Here is a 19,828-nt window from a genome sequence, read left to right on the forward strand (position 1 = left end):
GAACCAGTTATGCGGCCACTTTCATCGCCTTTAGCCCGACAATTACAGCATATCATTACGAATCTTCCGCCATTAGGAGAGACAATCACACCCTTTTCACCTGATGAACAGGCGGTGCTGTCATTGAGTGAGTTTGTGGCAGAAAACGTGTTATCACATCCCGCATGGCTAGAGGATATTCGCCAAAATCCTCCCCAACCGGAAGAGTGGCAACATTATTCCCATTGGTTGGAACGAGTGCTGCTGGCGGTAAATGATGAACATGGTTTAATGCGGTGTTTACGACTTTTCCGCCATCGGATCTTAGTCAGGATTGCATGGTCGCAGGCATTGCAAAGCAGTACGACAGAACAGACATTGCAGCAATTAAGTATGTTGGCCGAAACCTTGATTATAGCCGCCCGTGATTGGCTTTATCTGCGTTGTTGTCAGGATTGGGGAACACCTGCCAATCGTGATGGAGTAGTACAGCCACTGCTGATTTTGGGCATGGGAAAATTGGGGGGTGGAGAGCTTAATTTTTCCTCTGACATTGACCTTATTTTTGCTTATCCAGAAAATGGCGTAACGCAGGGTGGGCGTCGGGAAATGGATAATTCCCAGTTTTTTACTCGATTGGGGCAGAAATTAATTAAGGCACTGGATCAAAAAACCGTAGACGGATTTGTTTATCGTGTCGATATGAGATTACGTCCATTTGGTGACAGTGGCCCTTTAGTGTTCAGTTTTCCGGCATTGGAAGATTATTATCAGGAACAAGGGCGTGACTGGGAGCGTTATGCTTTGGTGAAAGCGCGTATTTTGGGCAATGATGAGCAGGTTTATTGCCAGGAGTTGCGCCAGATGTTGCGGCCATTCGTTTTCCGTCGTTATATCGATTTCAGTGCAATTCAATCTTTGCGCAATATGAAAGGCATGATTGAACGGGAAGTCCGTCGTCGGGGATTAAAAGACAATATTAAATTAGGTGCGGGTGGAATTCGTGAAATTGAGTTTATCACCCAAGTTTTTCAGCTTATCCGTGGAGGAAGGGAGCCGAGCTTACAATCTCGTTCTTTGTTGCCGACATTGCAGGCTATCGACGATTTGGCTTTATTGCCAACGAAACAATTAAAGCAGCTTGAGGAAAGTTACCTGTTTTTGCGGCGGCTTGAAAACTTGCTGCAATCTATACGTGACCAACAAACGCAGACCTTACCGGATAATGAGTTGGATCGTGCTCGTCTCTCTTGGGGCATGAATTTTGCCAATTGGGATGACTTGATGGCAGAAACCGAACGTAAAATGAGTGCGGTGCGAAGTATTTTCCGACAATTGATTGGCGATGAAGTAGAAGAGCATAGTGAAGAGTCTGGCCATATCCCGTTCAAGAGTTTATGGCAGGAAGTTTTGAATACAGATGAACTTATCGCATTGATTCCTCATCTTGATAAAGAAAAAGCCCAGAAAATGCTTGATGTTATGGCGCTTTTTCGTCAGGACGTCAGTAAGCGCACCATTGGCCCACGGGGAAGGGATGTGCTTGACCAGTTAATGCCACGTTTGTTGGCAAAAATTGCAGTCAGGGAAGATGCTGATACCGTTTTGGCTCGGATTACTTCTCTGTTGCTCAGTATCGTCAGCCGCACGACGTATCTGGAGCTGATACTGGAATCAGAACAGGTCATGATCCATGTTATCCGGCTCTGTGCTGCTTCTCCGATGATCGCCAGCCAGCTTGCTCGACATCCGTTGTTGCTGGATGAGCTACTCGATCCCAAATCACTGTATCAACCGTTGCCGATGGATGCTTATCGTGATGAGCTTTATCAATATTTATTGCGCCTTCCTGAAGACGACGAAGAGCAATTGCTGGAGGCTTTACGTCAATTTAAGCAGGCACAACTATTGCGGATTGCAGCAGAAGATATTGCGGGCGTCTTGCCTGTGATGAAAGTCAGTGATCACCTGACTTATCTTGCGGAAGCCATTATTGAGGCTGTTGTGCAGCTAGCGTGGAACCAAATGGTAAAACGCTATGGCGCACCTGCTCATTTATCCCAGCGGCAAGGGTTGGGTTTTGCCATTATTGGTTATGGCAAATTAGGCGGCTGGGAGCTGGGTTATGGTTCTGATTTGGATCTGGTGTTCTTGCTGGATTGCCCAATGGGGATGATGACAGACGGTGCCCGTTCCATTGAAGCTCGCCAGTTTTATTTGCGTCTTGCCCAACGTATCCTTCATCTGTTTAGTACCCGAACTGTATCGGGGGTATTGTATGACGTTGATGCCCGTTTGCGGCCATCCGGTGAATCGGGAATGTTGGTCAGTACCCTTGAAGCCTTTGATGATTACCAAAAAAATGAAGCATGGACCTGGGAGCATCAGGCGTTGGTTCGTGCACGCATGGTGTTCGGTGATGAGAAAATGCGGCGTGATTTTGAACGTATTCGCCGTGAAACCTTATGCCTTCCTCGCGATCCCGATCTTTTGCGTCAACAGGTTCGTGAGATGCGAGAAAAAATGCATCGGCACTTGGGCAGCCATCGACAAGATCAATTTGATATCAAAGCTGATCCAGGGGGGATCACGGATATTGAATTTATTGCTCAATATCAGGTTCTGCGTTATGCGCCAGAAAATGCCAGGTTGACCCGTTGGTCTGATAATGTTCGAATTTTCGAATTAATGGCGCAGCATAATATTATGGACGAGCAAGAAGCGATGGCGTTGACGCAAGCTTACATTACCATGCGTGATGAATTGCATCATTTAGCGTTGCAGGCGTTATCCAGCCAAGTTTCCGTTGGACATTTCAGCCAGCAGCAAGCATTGGTACATGATAGCTGGCAAAAATGGTTAGAGAACGACAAGATTGAATAAATAATCTTAGCGCATAAGGGATTAGGATAGCCGCTGACATAGTCGTTTTTCCTGATCGAGTTTGCTGGCACTAAGTCTGGTTATGGTAATATCCGCAACAGTTTATTTTGATATTTGGAGCATGGGATGAAAGTAACCCCCCCGGATTTTCACCGCGCAGGTGTTTTGGTTGTTGGCGATGTGATGTTAGATCGCTATTGGTATGGCCCAACTAGCCGCATTTCACCGGAAGCACCGGTTCCGGTGGTTAAGGTCGAAACTATAGAAGAACGCCCTGGTGGTGCGGCTAACGTTGCCATGAATATTGCTTCCTTGGGGGCGAATTCACGTTTGGTCGGCTTGACGGGTATTGATGATGCAGCGCGGGCATTGAGTGAGAAGCTAAGCAGTGTGAAAGTCCGTTGTGATTTTGTTTCTGTCCCAACTCATCCAACAATTACAAAACTGCGCGTCTTATCGCGTAATCAACAATTATTGCGTCTGGATTTTGAAGAAGGTTTCCAGAATATAGATGCCCAACCGATGCTGGAAAAAATTCAGCAATCCTTGCCACATATTGGCGCTTTGGTACTGTCGGATTACGCTAAAGGGGCGCTAAGCCAGATTCAGGCGATGATTAAGCTCGCCAATGAAGCGAATGTTCCTGTGCTTATCGATCCAAAAGGCAGTGATTTTAGCCGCTATCGGGGCGCCACATTGCTGACGCCAAATATGTCAGAGTTTGAGGCTGTTGTAGGGTACTGCCAGGATGATGATGATTTAGTACAGAAAGGCACGAAGCTGGTGCAGGATTTGGAGCTAAAAGCGCTGTTGATCACACGTTCTGAAAGAGGTATGAGTTTATTGCAAGTTGGGCAGCCGCCCCTGCACTTGCCAACTCAGGCACAAGAAGTTTTTGATGTTACCGGCGCAGGAGATACGGTGATAGGTGTATTGGCAACGGCATTAGCTGCGGGCAAGCCGCTAAACGAAGCCTGTTACCTTGCTAATGCAGCGGCCGGTGTGGTAGTTGGAAAATTGGGAACCTCCACTGTATCGCCGGTTGAACTGGAAAATGCGGTGCGTGGACGTGCAGAAACTGGATTTGGCGTAATGAGTGAAGCCAAACTGAAAGAAGCCGTCGCACAGGCGCGTCAGCGTGGTGAACGGATTGTCATGACGAATGGTTGTTTTGATATCCTCCATGCGGGACACGTTTCTTACCTATCCAACGCCCGTAAATTGGGGGATCGTTTGATCGTAGCCGTCAATAGTGATGCATCCACTCAGCGCCTGAAAGGGGAAACCCGCCCGGTGAATCCGCTGGAACAACGCATGACAGTGTTATCAGCGCTGGAATCTGTGGACTGGGTTGTGGCATTTGAGGAAGATACACCGCAGCGCTTAATTGCGGATATCCTGCCAGATATTTTGGTCAAAGGTGGTGATTATAAGCCTGAAGAGATCGCGGGTAGCGAAGAAGTTTGGGCGGCGGGTGGTGAAGTTAAGGTATTGAACTTCGAAGACGGTATTTCCACAACCAATATCATCAAGACCATTAAGAGCCAGTAAGTTTTGCATCATGTGCCGTTATGCTTTTTGCTGCATAGCGGCATCCTCCTTACACAATTTTCCTCACAACATTCTTTTTACACTACATTATTCAGCTTGCTGTGTTTTTTTGTCTGTTTCTTCGAGACGAGCTTCCAATTCATTCAGGCGTTGTTCCATTGCTGCTAATTTTTCACGGGTACGCAACAAAACTTGTGTCTGAACATCGAATTCTTCGCGATTAACAAGATCTAACTTACTTAACTGGGATTGCAGAACCGCACGAAATTTTTTTTCCATATCATCGCCAAATTCTTTGACACCTTTTGGCATGGAATTGTGGAGTTGGCGAGCAATTTGTTCAATTTTCTTTGGATCGAGCATGGTGATCATCCTTTATATACTGTAATAGTGTTTTATAACGTAACGGTATTGGCAACATTTTAATACCCTATGACGAAAGCATAAATGATTGAGAGCCAGGTTTCATATTTGATTTTGCTGATTGCTCCTGCCGATTATTAGCGTTATAGTGAAATCGTTTATCTCAGGGCAGGGTGAAAGTCCCTACCGGCGGTAACATAAAATATCGAATGATCATTTTATGCAGCCCGCGAGCGCTCTGTTTGTCATTATCCCTTTGTTTTATGGGGATAAAACAGAGGTCAGCAGATCCAGTGTGATTCTGGAGCCGACGGTGATAGTCCGGATGGGAGAGAATAACAGCATCAATCGAGTGCTTGCACTTGTCTGTTGTTTTTGTTGCCGTATTTTTGTGCAGCACGAACTCCTCAAAATTGCCCTGATTCTGGTAATTCATATATCAAAAAGAGGTTCTTTACCATGAATCAGACGCTACTTTCCTCATATGGGACGCCATTTGAACGTGTTGAACGTGCGCTTGCTGCTTTGCGTGCGGGTCAGGGGGTGATGGTACTGGATGACGAAAACCGTGAGAATGAAGGCGACATGATTTTCGCCGCCGAAACAATGACGGTAGAGCAAATGGCGTTAACTATCCGTCACGGCAGTGGAATTGTTTGCTTGTGTTTGACCGAAGAACGCCGTCAGCAGTTAAAATTACCCATGATGGTGGAAAACAATTCGAGCCAATATCAAACCGCTTTCACGGTCTCAATTGAAGCTGCGCAAGGCGTGACAACAGGGGTATCTGCGGCAGATCGCATCACTACGATCCAGGCCGCTATTGCCGATGATGCACAACCCAGTGATCTGAACCAACCTGGACACGTTTTTCCTTTGCGTGCGCAACCAGGAGGAGTTTTGACCCGTCGCGGTCACACCGAAGCGACCATTGATTTGGTCAAAATGGCGGGGTTTAAACCAGCAGGTGTGCTATGCGAATTGACAAATGACGATGGATCAATGGCTCGAGCCCCTGAAGTGATTGAATTTGCAAAACAGCATAATATGCCGGTAGTCACTATTGAAGATTTGGTAGATTACCGTTTAAAAATGGCAAAGGCAGTCAGCTAACGGGTTTTAAAAGAATCCCTAATTAATCTTGTTTTTTAATTTGAATAGAGAGCAGATTAGGGCAGGAAATATCGGTTATACTCAACAGGTTTTGAGTTGCCATGCAGTAATAGGGTAACTTGAAAGATGGGGAGACATACGCATGTACTTTGGAAGGCTACAGTCCACACCCTGTAGCCTTTTAATATTTCTAAGGCACTCCATCATTTTTGATTGACGATATTCAAGGAAGGAATGTCTTAATCCTGTCATAATTTTTTTATCATAATCCGAATTCATTATTCGAATGTTTAATTTGTTGTATAAGGGGCGAAAATGAGTCTCCTGAGAATGCCTGCTCTATTCATTGGTCATGGCAGCCCAATGAATGCCATTGAAGATAACTGTTACTCACGAGCCTGGTTTAAACTGGGGAATAAATTACCCAGGCCAAGGGCGATTTTGGTGATTTCTGCGCACTGGTACACGAAGGGTACAGCCGTGACAACGATGGCACAGCCCAGAACTATCCACGATTTTGGTCACTTTCCCAGAGAATTGCATGAAAAACAGTATCCGGCTAAAGGTTTTCCTGAACTTGCTGTATTGGTACAGGATATTCTTGAACCGATTGAGGTCGAGACTGATTTTGGACAATGGGGATTGGATCATGGATCTTGGGGAATATTAGCAAAAATGTATCCTGATGCTGATATTCCGGTTGTCCAACTGAGTATGGATTGTAATCAACCAGCTTCTTTTCATTATGAAATAGGTAAAAAGTTAGTATTACTGCGAGATGAAGGCGTCTTAATCCTGGGGAGTGGAAATATTGTGCATAACCTGCCGGCCGCAAAACTGGGGGCAGAACCTTTTCCTTGGGCACTCTCTTTTGAGCAGTTTGTGCGTGAAAGTTTAACCAGCCTGGAAGAGCCTCATCCTTTGTTTAATGCCCTGGATAGGGAAGATGGTCAATTATCTAACCCAACACCAGAACATTTTTTGCCATTGCTGTATGTGATGGGGACATGGAATAAAAAAGAGCCAATTTCAACACCCGTTGAAGGAATTGAAGACGGCTCTTTAAGTATGTTATCGATTCAGGTCGGCTGATTGAATCAATCCAAAATAATATGCGGGTAGAAGCGTGACAAATCTTGAGTAATCAGCTCACGATCTTCACGGATACAGATACCCGCAGATTGATCATCCACTAACCAGCTACCGACCAGCGCATAGTTACCCTCAAATTTTGGCAATGCGTGGAACTGTTGGATAATCATGCCTTCTTCCCCATAAGGGCCATCCGCACTGGCGATTTCATGGCCATTTTCAATGATGCGAATATTGGCACCTTCACGGGAGAACAGTGGCTTAATGACATAGCTATTCATGTCGGAAGGGCGTTCATCCGCAAAATAGGCAGGCAACAAGTTTGGATGATTTGGGAACATTTTCCACAGCATTGGCAGCAGTGCTTTGTTGGAAATAATGCTTTTCCATGCGGGTTCCAGCCAACGGACGCCCGCATCAGCCAATTTGGTGGAAAACATCTCACGCAGCATAAATTCCCACGGGTACAGCTTAAACAGGTTACTGATCACTTGATCCTGTAAGTCAGTAAACTGTCCTTTCTCCCCTAAACCGATATCCTCAATAAACAGGAATTCGGTAGGAATACCGGCTTCCGCAGCACAATCCTGCAAATATTGGATGGTGCCACGATCTTCTTCAGTATCCTGACAGCAGGCCATGTGCAACAGGCCAAACCCATGTTTTTCACGTAACTGTGCAAAACGCTCAATCAGCTTTTCTTGCAGGCTGTTGAACTGATCAGCATTTGACGGCAGGTTGCCTGCATTTATTTGGTCTTCCAGCCAGATCCACTGAAAGAAAGCCGATTCATACAGTGACGTTGGGGTATCGGCGTTGTTTTCCAGTAACTTGGGGGGATTTTTGCCATCATAAGCTAAATCCAGGCGGGAATAGAGCGAAGGTTGACTGGTGACCCATGAAGAGCGGATAAATTCCCAACAGTGTTTTGGGATCTGGAACTTAGTCAGCAACTCTTCACTATCGACCACTTTTTCCACGACCTGCAAACACATTTGGTGCAGTTCTGCCGTTACATCTTCAATTTCTTCAATTTGATCCAGGGTGAACTGGTAATAAGCGTCTTCACTCCAGTAAGGCTGACCATACATGGTGTGAAAATTAAAACCAAACTCTGCTGCTTTTTCGCGCCAATCCGGGCGTTCGGTAATACCAATGCGTTTCATCTTTGATTAACCACCCATAGAGCGGGAAGAACTGGAACTTGAGCTGGCAGATGAACGCTGCATGGCAGATTGTTTCGCCACGGATTCACCGAACCCACCACGGGTAATCGTGGTTGTGGTTGCTGGTTTTGGCGCCATCGCCGTTTTTGGCACGGTCATACTGCGACCACCTGCGGTGGCTGGGCCATAGCTTTTACCTGTCGCATCAACAAACTTACCATTTGCTGGGCTGGAAGCTGATTGTGATGTGAACAACGGTTGTGATGGTGCAGAGCTACCGCCCATTAAGCGTCCCATCATATAACCTGCCATCAAAGGCATCCAGAAACTGCCGCTACTACTTTGTGCCTGAGCCTGCTGACCGACACCCGCCTGAGCTGGGGTTTGCGTACATTGTTGTTCACCGAATTCAGCCACACACTCTTCGCGAGTCGCATATTTCGGTGCGGTTTTTTCCGCTTCTTTCAGGGCGTTGTTGTAGGCGGTCTTGCATTGTTCACTTTGAGAAGGATTCGCCTGGGAGCACTCATCGGCATTTGTATAGAGTGATACCGTTTCATCATTTTGTTCACAGGCGGAAAGCATGAAAACGGCACTGACAGCAAGCGCTACAGGTGTCAGACGATAGCTTTGCCAAATTTTACGGAAAGAATCGCGGTTTATCTCTTTTGTCCGTTTCATTGTCATAGGGGCATCCATCTTGAAGGTCTCTGGTTAAGATTAAGAGCCTTACCCCATTTTATTGTGTTCAATGGGAACGGCTCTCAGGGATGTGCTAAAAAGCAGCCCGATAAATCGCCGGCTGCTTTCTATTAGTATAGCGTTTTTAATATAACGTTTTTCAATTGAGAACGATAGTGCATTAATTCAGCGAACTGATGGTGTTTTCATCTCTTTAATGATATTGCTGGCAGAGGTTGAGATCTGTGCGCCTAGCATCTTATTCAACTCTAGCAAATCATTTTCATTCAAAACGCCGCGTGCCTGTTTATTTTGTAACAGGGAAAGCAAATAGTCGTAACGTGCTTTAGACAGATTCTGCTTGGCTTGATAAAGTTTAGTTGTCGAATCCAGCACATCGACGATTGTGCGGGTTCCTACCTGATAACCGGCTTCCATTGAATTCAATGAACTTTGTGCAGAGAGTACCGCCTGTTTGTTGGCGTCAACACTACTGATCGCAGCAGCAATGTTATTGGTAGAAGAATGCACTTCTTGTGTGACTTTACGATACGTATTTTCCAAGTCCTGACTGGCGCTGACAAAATTATATTTCGCTTGCTCTACTTGAGAATAGGTAGCTCCGCCACTGAACAGCGGTAAGCTCAAAGAAAGCTTAACGCTATTACCGCCTCTATATTCGTCTATTCGTTTATTTCCGCGCGTATGATCGTTAGTAATACTTGTATCTGCGCTTAAATTAACCGTTGGCATATAGCCTGTCTGCATTTCTTTGATTTGTTCGCGTCTTAGATCTTGCATTAAGCGGGCTGACAACAGATTCAGGTTACGGATTTCTGCTTCTTTGAGCACTTTATCACCCGATTCTGGTTGGTTGGTTTTGAACAGATCAATATTTAGTGCAGCCAACTGTGGGTAGTAATTGCCTGTAATCATACGCAGTTTTTCCAGCGCATTCTCCAGGTTGTTGCGATCAGAAACTTCGGTTGCCAGAATCGAGTCATATTGAGCGCGGGCATTCTGCACGTCAGTAATGGCAACCAGACCGACATTAAAACGTTGAGTGGTTTGATCCAGTTGACGGTACAGTGAAGCTTTTTGCGCTTCGGTAAATGTCAATGTATCAATTTTATTCAGAACGTCAAAATAGGTTTGTGCAGTGTTGAGGATTAATTGCTGTTGAGCTGCTTGATATTTGATGTCTTCAATACCCGCATTTTTCTCTGCTTGATTCAGCTGATTCCATTTTGCCATATCAAAGATGGTTTGCGTCAGTTGCAGACTCGCATTTGTGCCATGAGATTCTGAATTTCTGGCATCGCGAAAACCTTTGCCATAATTGACACCCGCATTCAGACCTAATTGGGGCAATAAAGAGCTACGAGCTTGATTAATCTTTTCAACTACTGAATTACGGTCGGCCTGTGCCTTAAGCAATTCAGGGTTTGTTTCTTTTGCCTGCTGATAAATCTGGAGTAAATCCGCAGCATAACTTGAAGTACTAAAACCTACCAGATTCATAGCGATAAAAAGAGAGAGCAATTTTTTCATTTGCGTTCCTTGTTGTGCAGCTATTTTGCTTAAGTTGCCTCTGCATAAAAACTAATACCACAGATTCTAGCAGAGAATGCCAGCAGGGTAGGGTGGCTGTTTGTGCCATATTGTCTCATTTTTCTGCTTGCTTGTATCATCAAAATGAATTTATTTAGATCAATATAAAAAAATACCTTTTAATAATAGGAAATTTTAAAAACTAATCAGGAGATTTTATGAGTAAAGATCTTGCCTCGCCATATACTTTTACTAAACAAGACGTCGAAGTTATTTCTCAAAAAACGCTTTATCGCGGTTTTTTTAAAATGACAGAATATCAATTCCAGCATCGTCTATTTCGTGGTGGTTGGAGTGAAACCATTAAACGTGAAGTTTTTGAGCGAGGTCATGCCGGCGTTTTGTTGCCTTATGATCCAGTGCGCGATGAAATTGTTTTGATTGAACAAATCCGTATTCCGGCGATTGAGACCAGTCATACGCCGTGGCTGCTGGAAGTGATTGCTGGCATGATCGAAGCGGGAGAAGATGCTGAACAGGTTGTCCGTCGCGAAGCCGTAGAAGAGGCAGGAATTGAGGTTAAACGCTGCCAGCCGGCATTAAGTTATCTTTCCAGTCCTGGCGGTACGACAGAGCGCATGCATATCTTTGTCGGTGAAGTCGATGCCACCACTGCCTCAGGGGTTCATGGTTTGGAAGGTGAGCATGAAGATATTCGCGTTCTGGTTGTGAGTCGCGAGCAAGCCTATCAGTGGGTAGAAGAGGGCATTATCGATAATGCGGCGTCAGTTATTGCAATACAGTGGCTGGCATTGCACCATGAAAAACTTAGGAAAAAGTGGTTGGGTAATCATTCCTAATTTATGTTGGAAAACGGGAAGTGTGCCCCAGCCAGCAGATCTTTTGCATAAAGACACGTTAAAATCATCCTTATGATCGACAGGAAAAGGAAACCTTTTGGAAAGCCTGCTTGAAGTACCTGTGGCAGAAGGCGCCACAGCCAGAATACTGCAAATTACCGACACGCACCTTTTTGCTAATCAGGGAGACTCATTGCTGGGAGTCAATACCTATCGCAGTTATCATGCGGTATTGGATATGATCTTGCAGCAAAATCTCGATATTGATTTGATCGTTGCGACAGGTGACTTGGTACAAGATCAGACCATCAATGCTTACCAGCATTTTGCTGATGGCATTGCGCGTTTACCTGCACCTTGTGTTTGGTTACCCGGTAATCATGATTATCAACCCGCGATGGTTGACACGTTGGCAGCAGCAGGCATTTTACCTTCCAAGCAGATAGTTATCGGACAGCATTGGCAGTTGATAATGCTGGACAGTCAGGTGCAAGGTGTTCCTCATGGCGAATTGACGGATTATCAGCTTGAGTGGATGAAAAAATGTCTGGATGAACACAGTGATCGCCATGCGATAATTATGCTTCACCATCACCCGATTCCGTCTGGATGCACATGGTTGGATCAACACAGTTTGCGTAATGCTCCCGAATTATCAGAATGTTTGAAAGGCAAAACCCAAGTGAAAGCCATACTGTGTGGGCATATCCATCAAGAAGTTGATGAAACTTGGAACGGTATTCGTGTTATGGCAACCCCATCAACCTGTGTGCAATTTAAGCCACATTGTACTAATTTTATGCTTGATACAGTGGCTCCGGGGTGGCGTTATCTCGAACTGTCTGTGACTGGCAATAATAAAGAAGCGAAATTGCAGACACAGGTTCACAGACTTAAGAGTAACGAATTTTGCCCGGATTTAGATTCGGACGGGTATTAATGTCGATATTACTCTACTTACATGGTTTCAATAGTTCCCCTCAATCAGCGAAAGCGAATACGCTGAAAGCGTGGCTACACCAGCAGCACCCTAAAATTGACATGCTGGTGCCACAATTGCCCCCCTATCCCGAAGATGCGGCTATCTTACTGGAAGAACTGGTGATGGCACATGCCGGTGAAAATATTGGGCTGGTAGGCTCTTCTCTGGGCGGTTATCTGGCTATCTGGCTTTCCCAGTGCTTTGGTTTGCCCGCCGTGGTTGTCAATCCTGCTGTACGTCCTTTCGACTTGCTTCAGAATTATCTTGGGGAAAACGTGAATCCTTATACCGAAGAGCGTTATACTCTCAAACCAAGCCACATACATGATCTCAAAGTGATGCACATTGACCCGCTGGAATCGCCGGATCTCATTTGGTTATTGCAGCAAACAGGGGATGAAGTGCTCGATTACCGTCAGGCTGTTACTTATCTGATGCAGTGCCGACAGACGGTTGAATCTGGTGGGAATCATGCTTTTATTGGTTTCGAATATTATTTCCCTCAAATCATTGACTTCTTAGGGCTAACCAGTGGCAATAGTAAAAAAATTGCCAAAAATAGGTAAGCGACTGGTATTATCAACAGTATATCAATACTGATTGGCCCTCTAATAACGAAGCAACCGACAGAATTACAACATGACTCAATCTAGTTACAACGCAGAGGCCATTGAAGTCCTCAGTGGCCTGGAGCCAGTACGTCGTCGTCCCGGAATGTATACTGATACAGCCCGTCCGAATCATCTGGCACAGGAAGTGATCGATAACAGTGTGGACGAAGCTCTGGCTGGTCACGCGAAGCATATTGAAGTAATCCTTCACAGCGATCAGTCTCTGGAAGTGATAGATGATGGCCGTGGTATGCCGGTTGATATCCATCCTGAAGAAAAAGTTTCTGCTGTTGAATTGATTTTGACCCGCTTGCATGCGGGCGGAAAATTTTCTAATAAAAATTACCAATTTTCTGGTGGCTTGCATGGGGTTGGGATCTCGGTAGTTAACGCCCTCTCCAAACGTGTGGAGGTGACTGTTCGTCGTAACAGTCAGGTACACCAAATCGCCTTTGAAAATGGTGAAAAAGTACAAGAATTGGAAGTTATTGGCAGTTGTGGCAAACGCAATACTGGAACAAGTGTCCATTTCTGGCCAGATGAAAACTATTTCGATACACCCCGTTTTTCTGCCACCCGTTTGACGCATTTGCTGAAAGCCAAGGCGGTACTGTGTCCGGGTGTTGAGATCGTTTTTAAAGACAAACTGAACGATACCGAACAGAAATGGTGTTATGCCGATGGGTTGACAGATTACCTGCTGGAAGCCGTCAACGGGCTGGTCACATTGCCACAAGCCCCTTTTGTCGGCACATTAAGTGGAGATACTGAAGCAGTTGATTGGGCAGTGCTCTGGCTACCGGAAGGTGGAGAATTATTGACGGAAAGCTACGTCAACTTGATCCCAACGGTACAAGGCGGCACCCATGTTAATGGCTTGCGTCAGGGGTTATTGGATGCCATGCGTGAATTCTGCGAATTCCGCAATATATTGCCACGTGGGGTTAAACTCTCTGCCGATGATATTTGGGAGCGCTGTGCTTATGTGCTATCGCTTAAAATGCAAGATCCGCAATTTGCCGGCCAAACCAAAGAGCGTCTCTCTTCTCGCCAGTCTGCGGCTTTCGTTTCTGGCGTGGTAAAAGATGCATTCAGCTTGTGGCTGAACCAGCATATTCAAGATGCGGAGCAACTCGCTGAAATGGCGATTGCCAGTGCGCAGCGTAGAATGCGGGCAGCGAAGAAAGTAGTACGTAAAAAGCTGACCAATGGCCCTGCCTTGCCGGGTAAATTGGCAGACTGTACTGCGCAAGATCTCAATGTTACTGAACTGTTTTTAGTGGAAGGGGATTCCGCGGGAGGCTCTGCGAAACAAGCTCGTGATCGTGAGTTTCAAGCGATCATGCCACTGCGCGGAAAAATCCTGAATACATGGGAAGTCTCCTCGGATGAAGTTCTGGCTTCGCAGGAAGTTCATGATATTTCTGTTGCGATTGGTATTGATCCGGATAGTGACGATCTAAGCCAACTACGCTACGGTAAAATTTGCATACTGGCGGACGCAGATTCTGATGGATTACACATTGCAACATTGCTGTGCGCCCTGTTTGTCCGTCATTTCCCGACATTGGTGAAACGTGGGCATGTCTACATGGCAATGCCACCGCTGTATCGCGTTGATCTCGGCAAAGAAGTGTATTATGCACTGGATGAAGGGGAAAAAAACGCTATTTTGGATCGTCTGAGCCGTAAGCGGGGTAAGCCGAACGTTCAGCGCTTTAAAGGATTGGGAGAAATGAATCCAATACAGTTGCGCGAAACCACGTTAGATCCTAACACTCGCCGTCTGGTGCAATTGACTATCGACGATGAAAATTACCAAGAAACTCTCTCTGTCATGGATATGCTTCTGGCAAAGAAACGTTCAGAAGATCGCCGTAATTGGCTGCAAGAGAAGGGCGATTCCATCGATATCGAAGTTTAGCGCATGAATTGAGCGCAAAGGTAGTCAATATAGATCCTGAGGAAATTAATACATGAGTGAGATAACTCACGATGGTGTGGAGCGTCAGCCGCTTCACACGTTCACTGAAAATGCCTATTTGAATTACTCCATGTACGTCATCATGGACAGGGCGTTGCCTTTTATCGGTGATGGCTTAAAGCCCGTTCAGCGTCGTATTGTCTATGCGATGTCAGAACTTGGGCTGAGCAGCAGTGCCAAATTTAAGAAATCTGCCCGTACCGTCGGTGATGTTCTCGGCAAATATCACCCGCATGGCGATGGAGCTTGTTATGAAGCTATGGTTTTGATGGCACAACCTTTCTCATACCGCTATCCGTTAGTCGATGGGCAAGGAAACTGGGGCGCACCGGATGATCCAAAATCCTTTGCGGCGATGCGTTATACCGAATCTCGCTTGTCTAAATATGCCGAATTGTTACTGTCTGAGTTGGGGCAAGGAACCGTAGATTGGGTGCCAAACTTTGATGGTACATTGCAGGAGCCTAAGTGTTTGCCTGCACGTCTGCCTAATATCTTACTCAATGGCACCACCGGCATTGCCGTGGGTATGGCAACAGACATTCCGCCACACAATGCGCGTGAGGTTGCGAATGCACTGATTGCCATGTTGGATAAACCAGATCTATCGCTTGATGAGGCGATGGAATATGTCAAAGGGCCGGACTATCCAACAGAAGCTGAGATCATCACGTCAAAAGAAGATATCCGCAAGATCTACAAAAATGGCCGAGGTTCGGTGCGGATGCGGGCGGTTTGGTCGAAAGAAGAAGGTAACGTAGTTATCACCGCCTTGCCTCACCAGGTATCTGGCGCAAAGATATTAGAGCAAATTGCCAGCCAAATGCGGGCGAAAAAATTGCCGATGGTGGATGATCTGCGTGACGAGTCTGATCATGAAAATCCAACCCGTTTAGTGATTGTTCCACGTACTAACCGCGTGGATGTTGAGCAGGTAATGAACCACCTGTTTGCAACCACCGATCTGGAAAAAAGCTATCGCATCAATCTCAACATGATCGGTTTGGATAATCGTCCTGCGGTTAAGGGATTGGTTGAGATCCTTAGTGAATGGCTGATTTTCCGTCGTGAAACCGTGCGTAATCGCTTGAATTATCGCCTGGAAAAAGTGCTTAAGCGTTTGCATATCCTGGAAGGTTTACTGGCGGCATATCTTAATATTGATGAAGTCATCCACATTATTCGCAATGAAGATGAGCCGAAATCAGTATTGATGCAGCGTTTTGACTTAACCGAAACGCAGGCAGAAGCCATTCTTGAACTGAAATTGCGTCATTTGGCGAAACTGGAAGAAGTCAAAATCCGTGGCGAGCAGGATGAGCTGGCGAAAGAACGTGATAAACTTCAGGCGATTTTGGGTTCTGAGCGTAAGTTAAATACGTTACTGAAAAAAGAGATTATTGCTGATGCAGAAAGCTACGGTGATGACCGTCGTTCGCCACTGAAAGAGCGCACGGAAGCGAAGGCCATGAGTGATCATGACATCCTGCCATCTGAGCCGATTACCGTCATTATGTCAGAAATGGGCTGGGTACGTAGTGCGAAAGGGCACGAGATTGATCCGGCTGGCTTAAATTACAAATCTGGTGACAGCTTCCGCAGTGCGGTACGTGGCAAGAGTAACCAGCCCGTGGTCTTTATTGATACTACAGGGCGCAGTTATTCGGTTGATCCGTTGGATTTACCTTCAGCCAGAGGGCAGGGAGAACCGTTGACGGGCAAACTGGCGTTGCCGGCTGGGGCATCGGTTGAGCATCTTTTGATGGCGAAAGAAGAACAGAAATTCTTGATGGCATCTGATGCAGGATATGGTTTTATCTGTACTTTCAATGACCTGATTGCCAAGAATCGAGCGGGCAAGGCGATGATTACTTTGCCTGAAAATGCCAAGGTGATGCCGCCGTTGGAGATTAACAACGAACAGGAAGACATGTTACTGGCGATTACCAAAGCGGGCCGTATGTTGATGTTTCCAGTGACTGATTTGCCACAGCTTTCAAAGGGCAAGGGCAATAAGATTGTTTCTATTCCGGCGGCACAGGCTGCATCAGGCGAAGATATGTTGGCTTGGTTACTGGTATTGCCACCACAATCTTCCATCACGCTTTACTTTGGCAAACGCAAGTTACTGCTACGTTCTGAAGATTTACAGAAATTCAGGGCAGAGAGAGGGCGCAAGGGAGCACCTCTGCCTCGCGGGTTACAGCGTGTTGAGCGCGTTGAAGTGGTTTGTAATACAAACAATTAAGCTGCAAATTGCAGAGTGAAAGGTATAAATCGTAATTTTAGGCCAGTGTAATGAATACACTGGCCTTTCAACAAGAGGCCACTATGCTAGCAATCATTCGGGGAATTATTGTTATTCTGTTTGGAATACTGCTCTTTATTTTTGGGGGTATCTACTGTTTATTCAGCCCACGCAACCCACGTCATGTTATGACTTTTGGACATGCATTTGGCAAATTGCATAAAGTGCTTGGTATTAAGCTACTAGAACGTATTCCAGAGGGAGCACAGGAATATGGGCCTAGCATTTATATCGGCAATCACCAGAATAATTACGACATGGTTACGATGTCGAATGCGGTGCAGCCACGTACAGTCACCGTGGGCAAAAAAAGCCTGGTTTTTATTCCCTTCTTTGGCCAGCTTTATTGGCTGACAGGTAATATTTTGATTGACAGAGATAATCGGACAAAAGCACATGGCACGATTTCACAGGTTGTCGAACAGATCAGAAAAAATCGGGTTTCGGTTTGGATGTTTCCAGAAGGAACGCGCAGTCGTGGTCGTGGGTTGATGCCCTTTAAAACAGGTGCTTTTCATGCCGCCATTGCAGCAGGTGCACCTATTGTACCGGTTTGTGTTTCTACAACACACGATAAAATAAAACTAAATCGTTGGGATAATGGCACCGTCATTGTTGAAATGTTGCCCCCGATTGATACCACGAAATATACTAAAGATCAGGTTCGTGAATTGGCAGAATACTGCCGACAATTGATGAAAACAAAAATTGAAGAATTGGATAAAGAAGTCGAGATGCTTAATCAGCGTAGATCTAAATGATGATCAATTAGCCGGAATTCTCAAATATGTTTTTCCACATGTTGGACGGATTATCACTATAAGTTTTAGATAATTTTAGGAATTTTTTCCTATTCGCGATATGATTGCGTTTAATAAATTAACGTTTTTATTAAACGCAATCGATAGAATAATAAATCCTGATAGCCAGAATATCAGTGTATTCATCCCAGTCATTATTTGAATTAAGCCATCATTGGGAATTGCTATTCTTGCTGTGAAAATTATTTCTATCGTAGAGAGACTATTCCTTCTGTGGAGATCTTCTGTGGAGAAAGTATGTCACTGAGTCGGCGCCAATTTATTCAGGCTTCTGGTTTGGCAATGTGTTTAGGGGCACTTCCTTTTGTCGTTCGAGCCAACAAAAATCAACAAACAAAATTGCCACTCCCTCCTTTATTGGAGTCTCGCAGAGGGCAACCCCTGTTTTTAGCTATACAAAAAGCCACCTGGTCGTTTAACGGCCATAATAAGGCTCAAGTCTGGGGCATCAACGGACATTATTTAGGGCCAACTATTCGGGTTCACCGAGGGGATGATGTCAAACTGATCTATAGCAATCGGCTGTCTGAACCGGTTTCAATGACAGTTGGGGGATTACTGGTGCCAGGAACCTTGATGGGAGGCTCAGCGCGTTTGATGGCACCGGGGGAAAGTTGGTCGCCGGTTATCCCTATAGATCAAGTTGCAGCAACCTGTTGGTATCATGCTAATACCCCAAATCGAATGGCGCGGCATGTTTATGCTGGCCTTGCTGGTATGTGGTTGGTGGAAGACGAAAGCAGCCGCAGACTGCCTTTACCTAGACATTATGGTGTCGATGATTTCCCCGTTATCTTGCAAGATAAGCGATTGGATAATTTTGGTGTACCGCAATATAACCCGCCGGCTAATCAAGGGTTCCTTGGTGATACTCTGATGGTTAATGGTGTCGAAAATCCTTTTGTGGAAGTTGCCAGAGGTTGGGTTAGGTTGCGTTTCCTGAATGCATCTAATGCCCGTCGATATCAATTGCAGCTCAGTGATGGTCGCCCTTTCTACATGATTGCCACTGATCAAGGCTTGCTGCCTGCTCCCGTGGCAGTTCAGCTATTGTCTCTTGCACCAGGAGAGCGTCGTGAAGTTTTGGTTGATATGTCGAAAGTGGAGAGTATTACCGTTACTGCGGGAGAATCCGCTGGCATAATCGATCGTTTAAAAGGCTTTTTTGAGTCTTCAAATAAACTGCTGTCGACCACAGTATTAACCCTGAAAGCCAGCGGATTGCTCCCTCTGGTGACAGATCAACTACCGACTCAGCTTATTGTTGATAATCCACAAATTAACTCTTCCATTCAAAGTCGTCAGATTGATTTGGGAGATTATTCTCAAGGGATTAATGGTTCACTGCTGAATGCGCATCGAATCGATATCACAAGCCAACAAGAAGCATGGGAACGTTGGATAGTCACAACGTCAGTACCCCAGCCTTTCCATATTGAAGGGGTCAGGTTTAAAGTCATTAGCTTGAATGGTAACCGTCCAGAGCCACAGGATTATGGTTGGAAAGATACCGTTTGGATTGATAACCGGGCAGAGTTGCTGGTTAATATGATGCAGCCGTCTTATGAACATTTTCCTTTCATGTATTACAGCCAGATATTAGAGATGGCAGATAGTGGGGTTGCCGGCCAGTTACTTGTTGATCCTGCTGGTTTTTAAATGAAATTTTTGCTTTGGCTTTACTCATTTTCGGCGCTGTTTTAGATAGATGTTCTGTAAAATTGAATAAAATTGTTATTTTTTTGCCTTATTGTTAAGTAATAAGCTGTTAAACAGCGGCTTGTTTAACAATTAGCGGGTAAACTAACTATTTGTTTGTAATAAATTGTTAATCATATCGACTGAGAGTAACCCTTTCCGTATAGTGTCCCAAATTTTCATAC

Annotated in this window: 15 protein-coding genes and 1 riboswitch; of the genes, 11 read left to right on the forward strand and 4 right to left on the reverse strand. The window is 45.4% G+C overall.

Features of this window, described 5'->3' with window-relative positions:
* Positions 1-9 precede the first annotated feature (9 nt).
* Together glnE and hldE are read left to right on the forward strand one after the other, a co-directional pair.
* Positions 10-2,862: a bifunctional [glutamate--ammonia ligase]-adenylyl-L-tyrosine phosphorylase/[glutamate--ammonia-ligase] adenylyltransferase gene (glnE, locus tag AAC853_RS07015; protein ID WP_340614058.1), complete on the forward strand. Its 2,853-nt coding sequence runs from the start codon at positions 10-12 to the stop codon at positions 2,860-2,862.
* Positions 2,863-2,988: 126 nt separating this feature from the next.
* Positions 2,989-4,413 (forward strand): bifunctional D-glycero-beta-D-manno-heptose-7-phosphate kinase/D-glycero-beta-D-manno-heptose 1-phosphate adenylyltransferase HldE, encoded by a 1,425-nt coding sequence (gene hldE, locus AAC853_RS07020; RefSeq protein WP_340614059.1) that lies wholly within the window; start codon positions 2,989-2,991, stop codon positions 4,411-4,413.
* Between the two features lie 87 nt (positions 4,414-4,500).
* Here hldE and ubiK read toward each other — a convergent pair whose 3' ends face one another.
* On the reverse strand, positions 4,501-4,776 hold the full coding sequence (gene ubiK, locus AAC853_RS07025) for a ubiquinone biosynthesis accessory factor UbiK (protein WP_338884303.1): 276 nt from the start codon (positions 4,774-4,776) through the stop codon (positions 4,501-4,503).
* A 155-nt stretch (positions 4,777-4,931) separates the two neighbouring features.
* A riboswitch (FMN riboswitch) is annotated at positions 4,932-5,117 on the forward strand.
* Positions 5,118-5,235: 118 nt separating this feature from the next.
* On the opposite strand from ubiK, the gene ribB reads away from it, so the two are divergent.
* A complete protein-coding gene (gene ribB, locus AAC853_RS07030) occupies positions 5,236-5,889 on the forward strand; it encodes a 3,4-dihydroxy-2-butanone-4-phosphate synthase (protein WP_340614060.1) in 654 nt (217 codons plus the stop codon).
* A 315-nt stretch (positions 5,890-6,204) separates the two neighbouring features.
* The gene (gene ygiD / locus AAC853_RS07035) at positions 6,205-6,981 is read left to right on the forward strand and encodes a 4,5-DOPA-extradiol-dioxygenase (RefSeq protein ID WP_340614061.1); all 777 of its coding nucleotides are present in this window, start codon (positions 6,205-6,207) and stop codon (positions 6,979-6,981) included.
* 5 nt (positions 6,982-6,986) lie between these two features.
* On the opposite strand, the gene AAC853_RS07040 is transcribed toward ygiD, so the two are convergent.
* The 3 genes from AAC853_RS07040 to tolC form a co-directional block, all read right to left on the reverse strand.
* On the reverse strand, positions 6,987-8,147 hold the full coding sequence (locus tag AAC853_RS07040) for a glutathionylspermidine synthase family protein (RefSeq protein WP_338884308.1): 1,161 nt from the start codon (positions 8,145-8,147) through the stop codon (positions 6,987-6,989).
* A 6-nt stretch (positions 8,148-8,153) separates the two neighbouring features.
* Positions 8,154-8,828 (reverse strand): DUF1190 family protein, encoded by a 675-nt coding sequence (locus tag AAC853_RS07045; RefSeq protein WP_340614173.1) that lies wholly within the window; start codon positions 8,826-8,828, stop codon positions 8,154-8,156.
* Positions 8,829-9,014: 186 nt separating this feature from the next.
* Complete coding sequence (gene tolC, locus AAC853_RS07050; protein ID WP_340614062.1) at positions 9,015-10,379, reverse strand: outer membrane channel protein TolC; 1,365 nt, start codon at positions 10,377-10,379, stop codon at positions 9,015-9,017.
* 218 nt (positions 10,380-10,597) lie between these two features.
* On the opposite strand from tolC, the gene nudF reads away from it, so the two are divergent.
* From nudF to ftsP, 7 genes are all read left to right on the forward strand, one after another.
* Complete coding sequence (gene nudF, locus AAC853_RS07055) at positions 10,598-11,239, forward strand: ADP-ribose diphosphatase (protein WP_338884310.1); 642 nt, start codon at positions 10,598-10,600, stop codon at positions 11,237-11,239.
* 97 nt (positions 11,240-11,336) lie between these two features.
* Positions 11,337-12,179 (forward strand): 3',5'-cyclic-AMP phosphodiesterase, encoded by an 843-nt coding sequence (gene cpdA, locus AAC853_RS07060; protein WP_340614063.1) that lies wholly within the window; start codon positions 11,337-11,339, stop codon positions 12,177-12,179.
* Positions 12,179-12,787, forward strand: coding sequence for an esterase YqiA (gene yqiA, locus AAC853_RS07065; protein WP_340614064.1), 609 nt, complete (start codon positions 12,179-12,181; stop codon positions 12,785-12,787). The genes cpdA and yqiA overlap by 1 nt, the downstream gene beginning before the upstream one ends.
* A gap of 73 nt (positions 12,788-12,860) precedes the next feature.
* Complete coding sequence (parE, locus tag AAC853_RS07070; protein WP_338884315.1) at positions 12,861-14,756, forward strand: DNA topoisomerase IV subunit B; 1,896 nt, start codon at positions 12,861-12,863, stop codon at positions 14,754-14,756.
* A gap of 52 nt (positions 14,757-14,808) precedes the next feature.
* Complete coding sequence (gene parC / locus AAC853_RS07075; RefSeq protein WP_340614065.1) at positions 14,809-17,064, forward strand: DNA topoisomerase IV subunit A; 2,256 nt, start codon at positions 14,809-14,811, stop codon at positions 17,062-17,064.
* Positions 17,065-17,147: 83 nt separating this feature from the next.
* Entirely contained in the window at positions 17,148-17,885 is a 738-nt protein-coding gene (locus tag AAC853_RS07080; RefSeq protein WP_340614066.1) for a 1-acylglycerol-3-phosphate O-acyltransferase, read from the forward strand.
* Positions 17,886-18,182: 297 nt separating this feature from the next.
* Positions 18,183-19,604, forward strand: coding sequence for a cell division protein FtsP (gene ftsP / locus AAC853_RS07085; RefSeq protein ID WP_338884319.1), 1,422 nt, complete (start codon positions 18,183-18,185; stop codon positions 19,602-19,604).
* Positions 19,605-19,828: the final 224 nt, after the last annotated feature.

Origin of the sequence: Xenorhabdus thailandensis, assembly GCF_037996785.1 — a bacterium.
Taxonomy (GTDB): Bacteria; Pseudomonadota; Gammaproteobacteria; order Enterobacterales; family Enterobacteriaceae; genus Xenorhabdus; species Xenorhabdus griffiniae.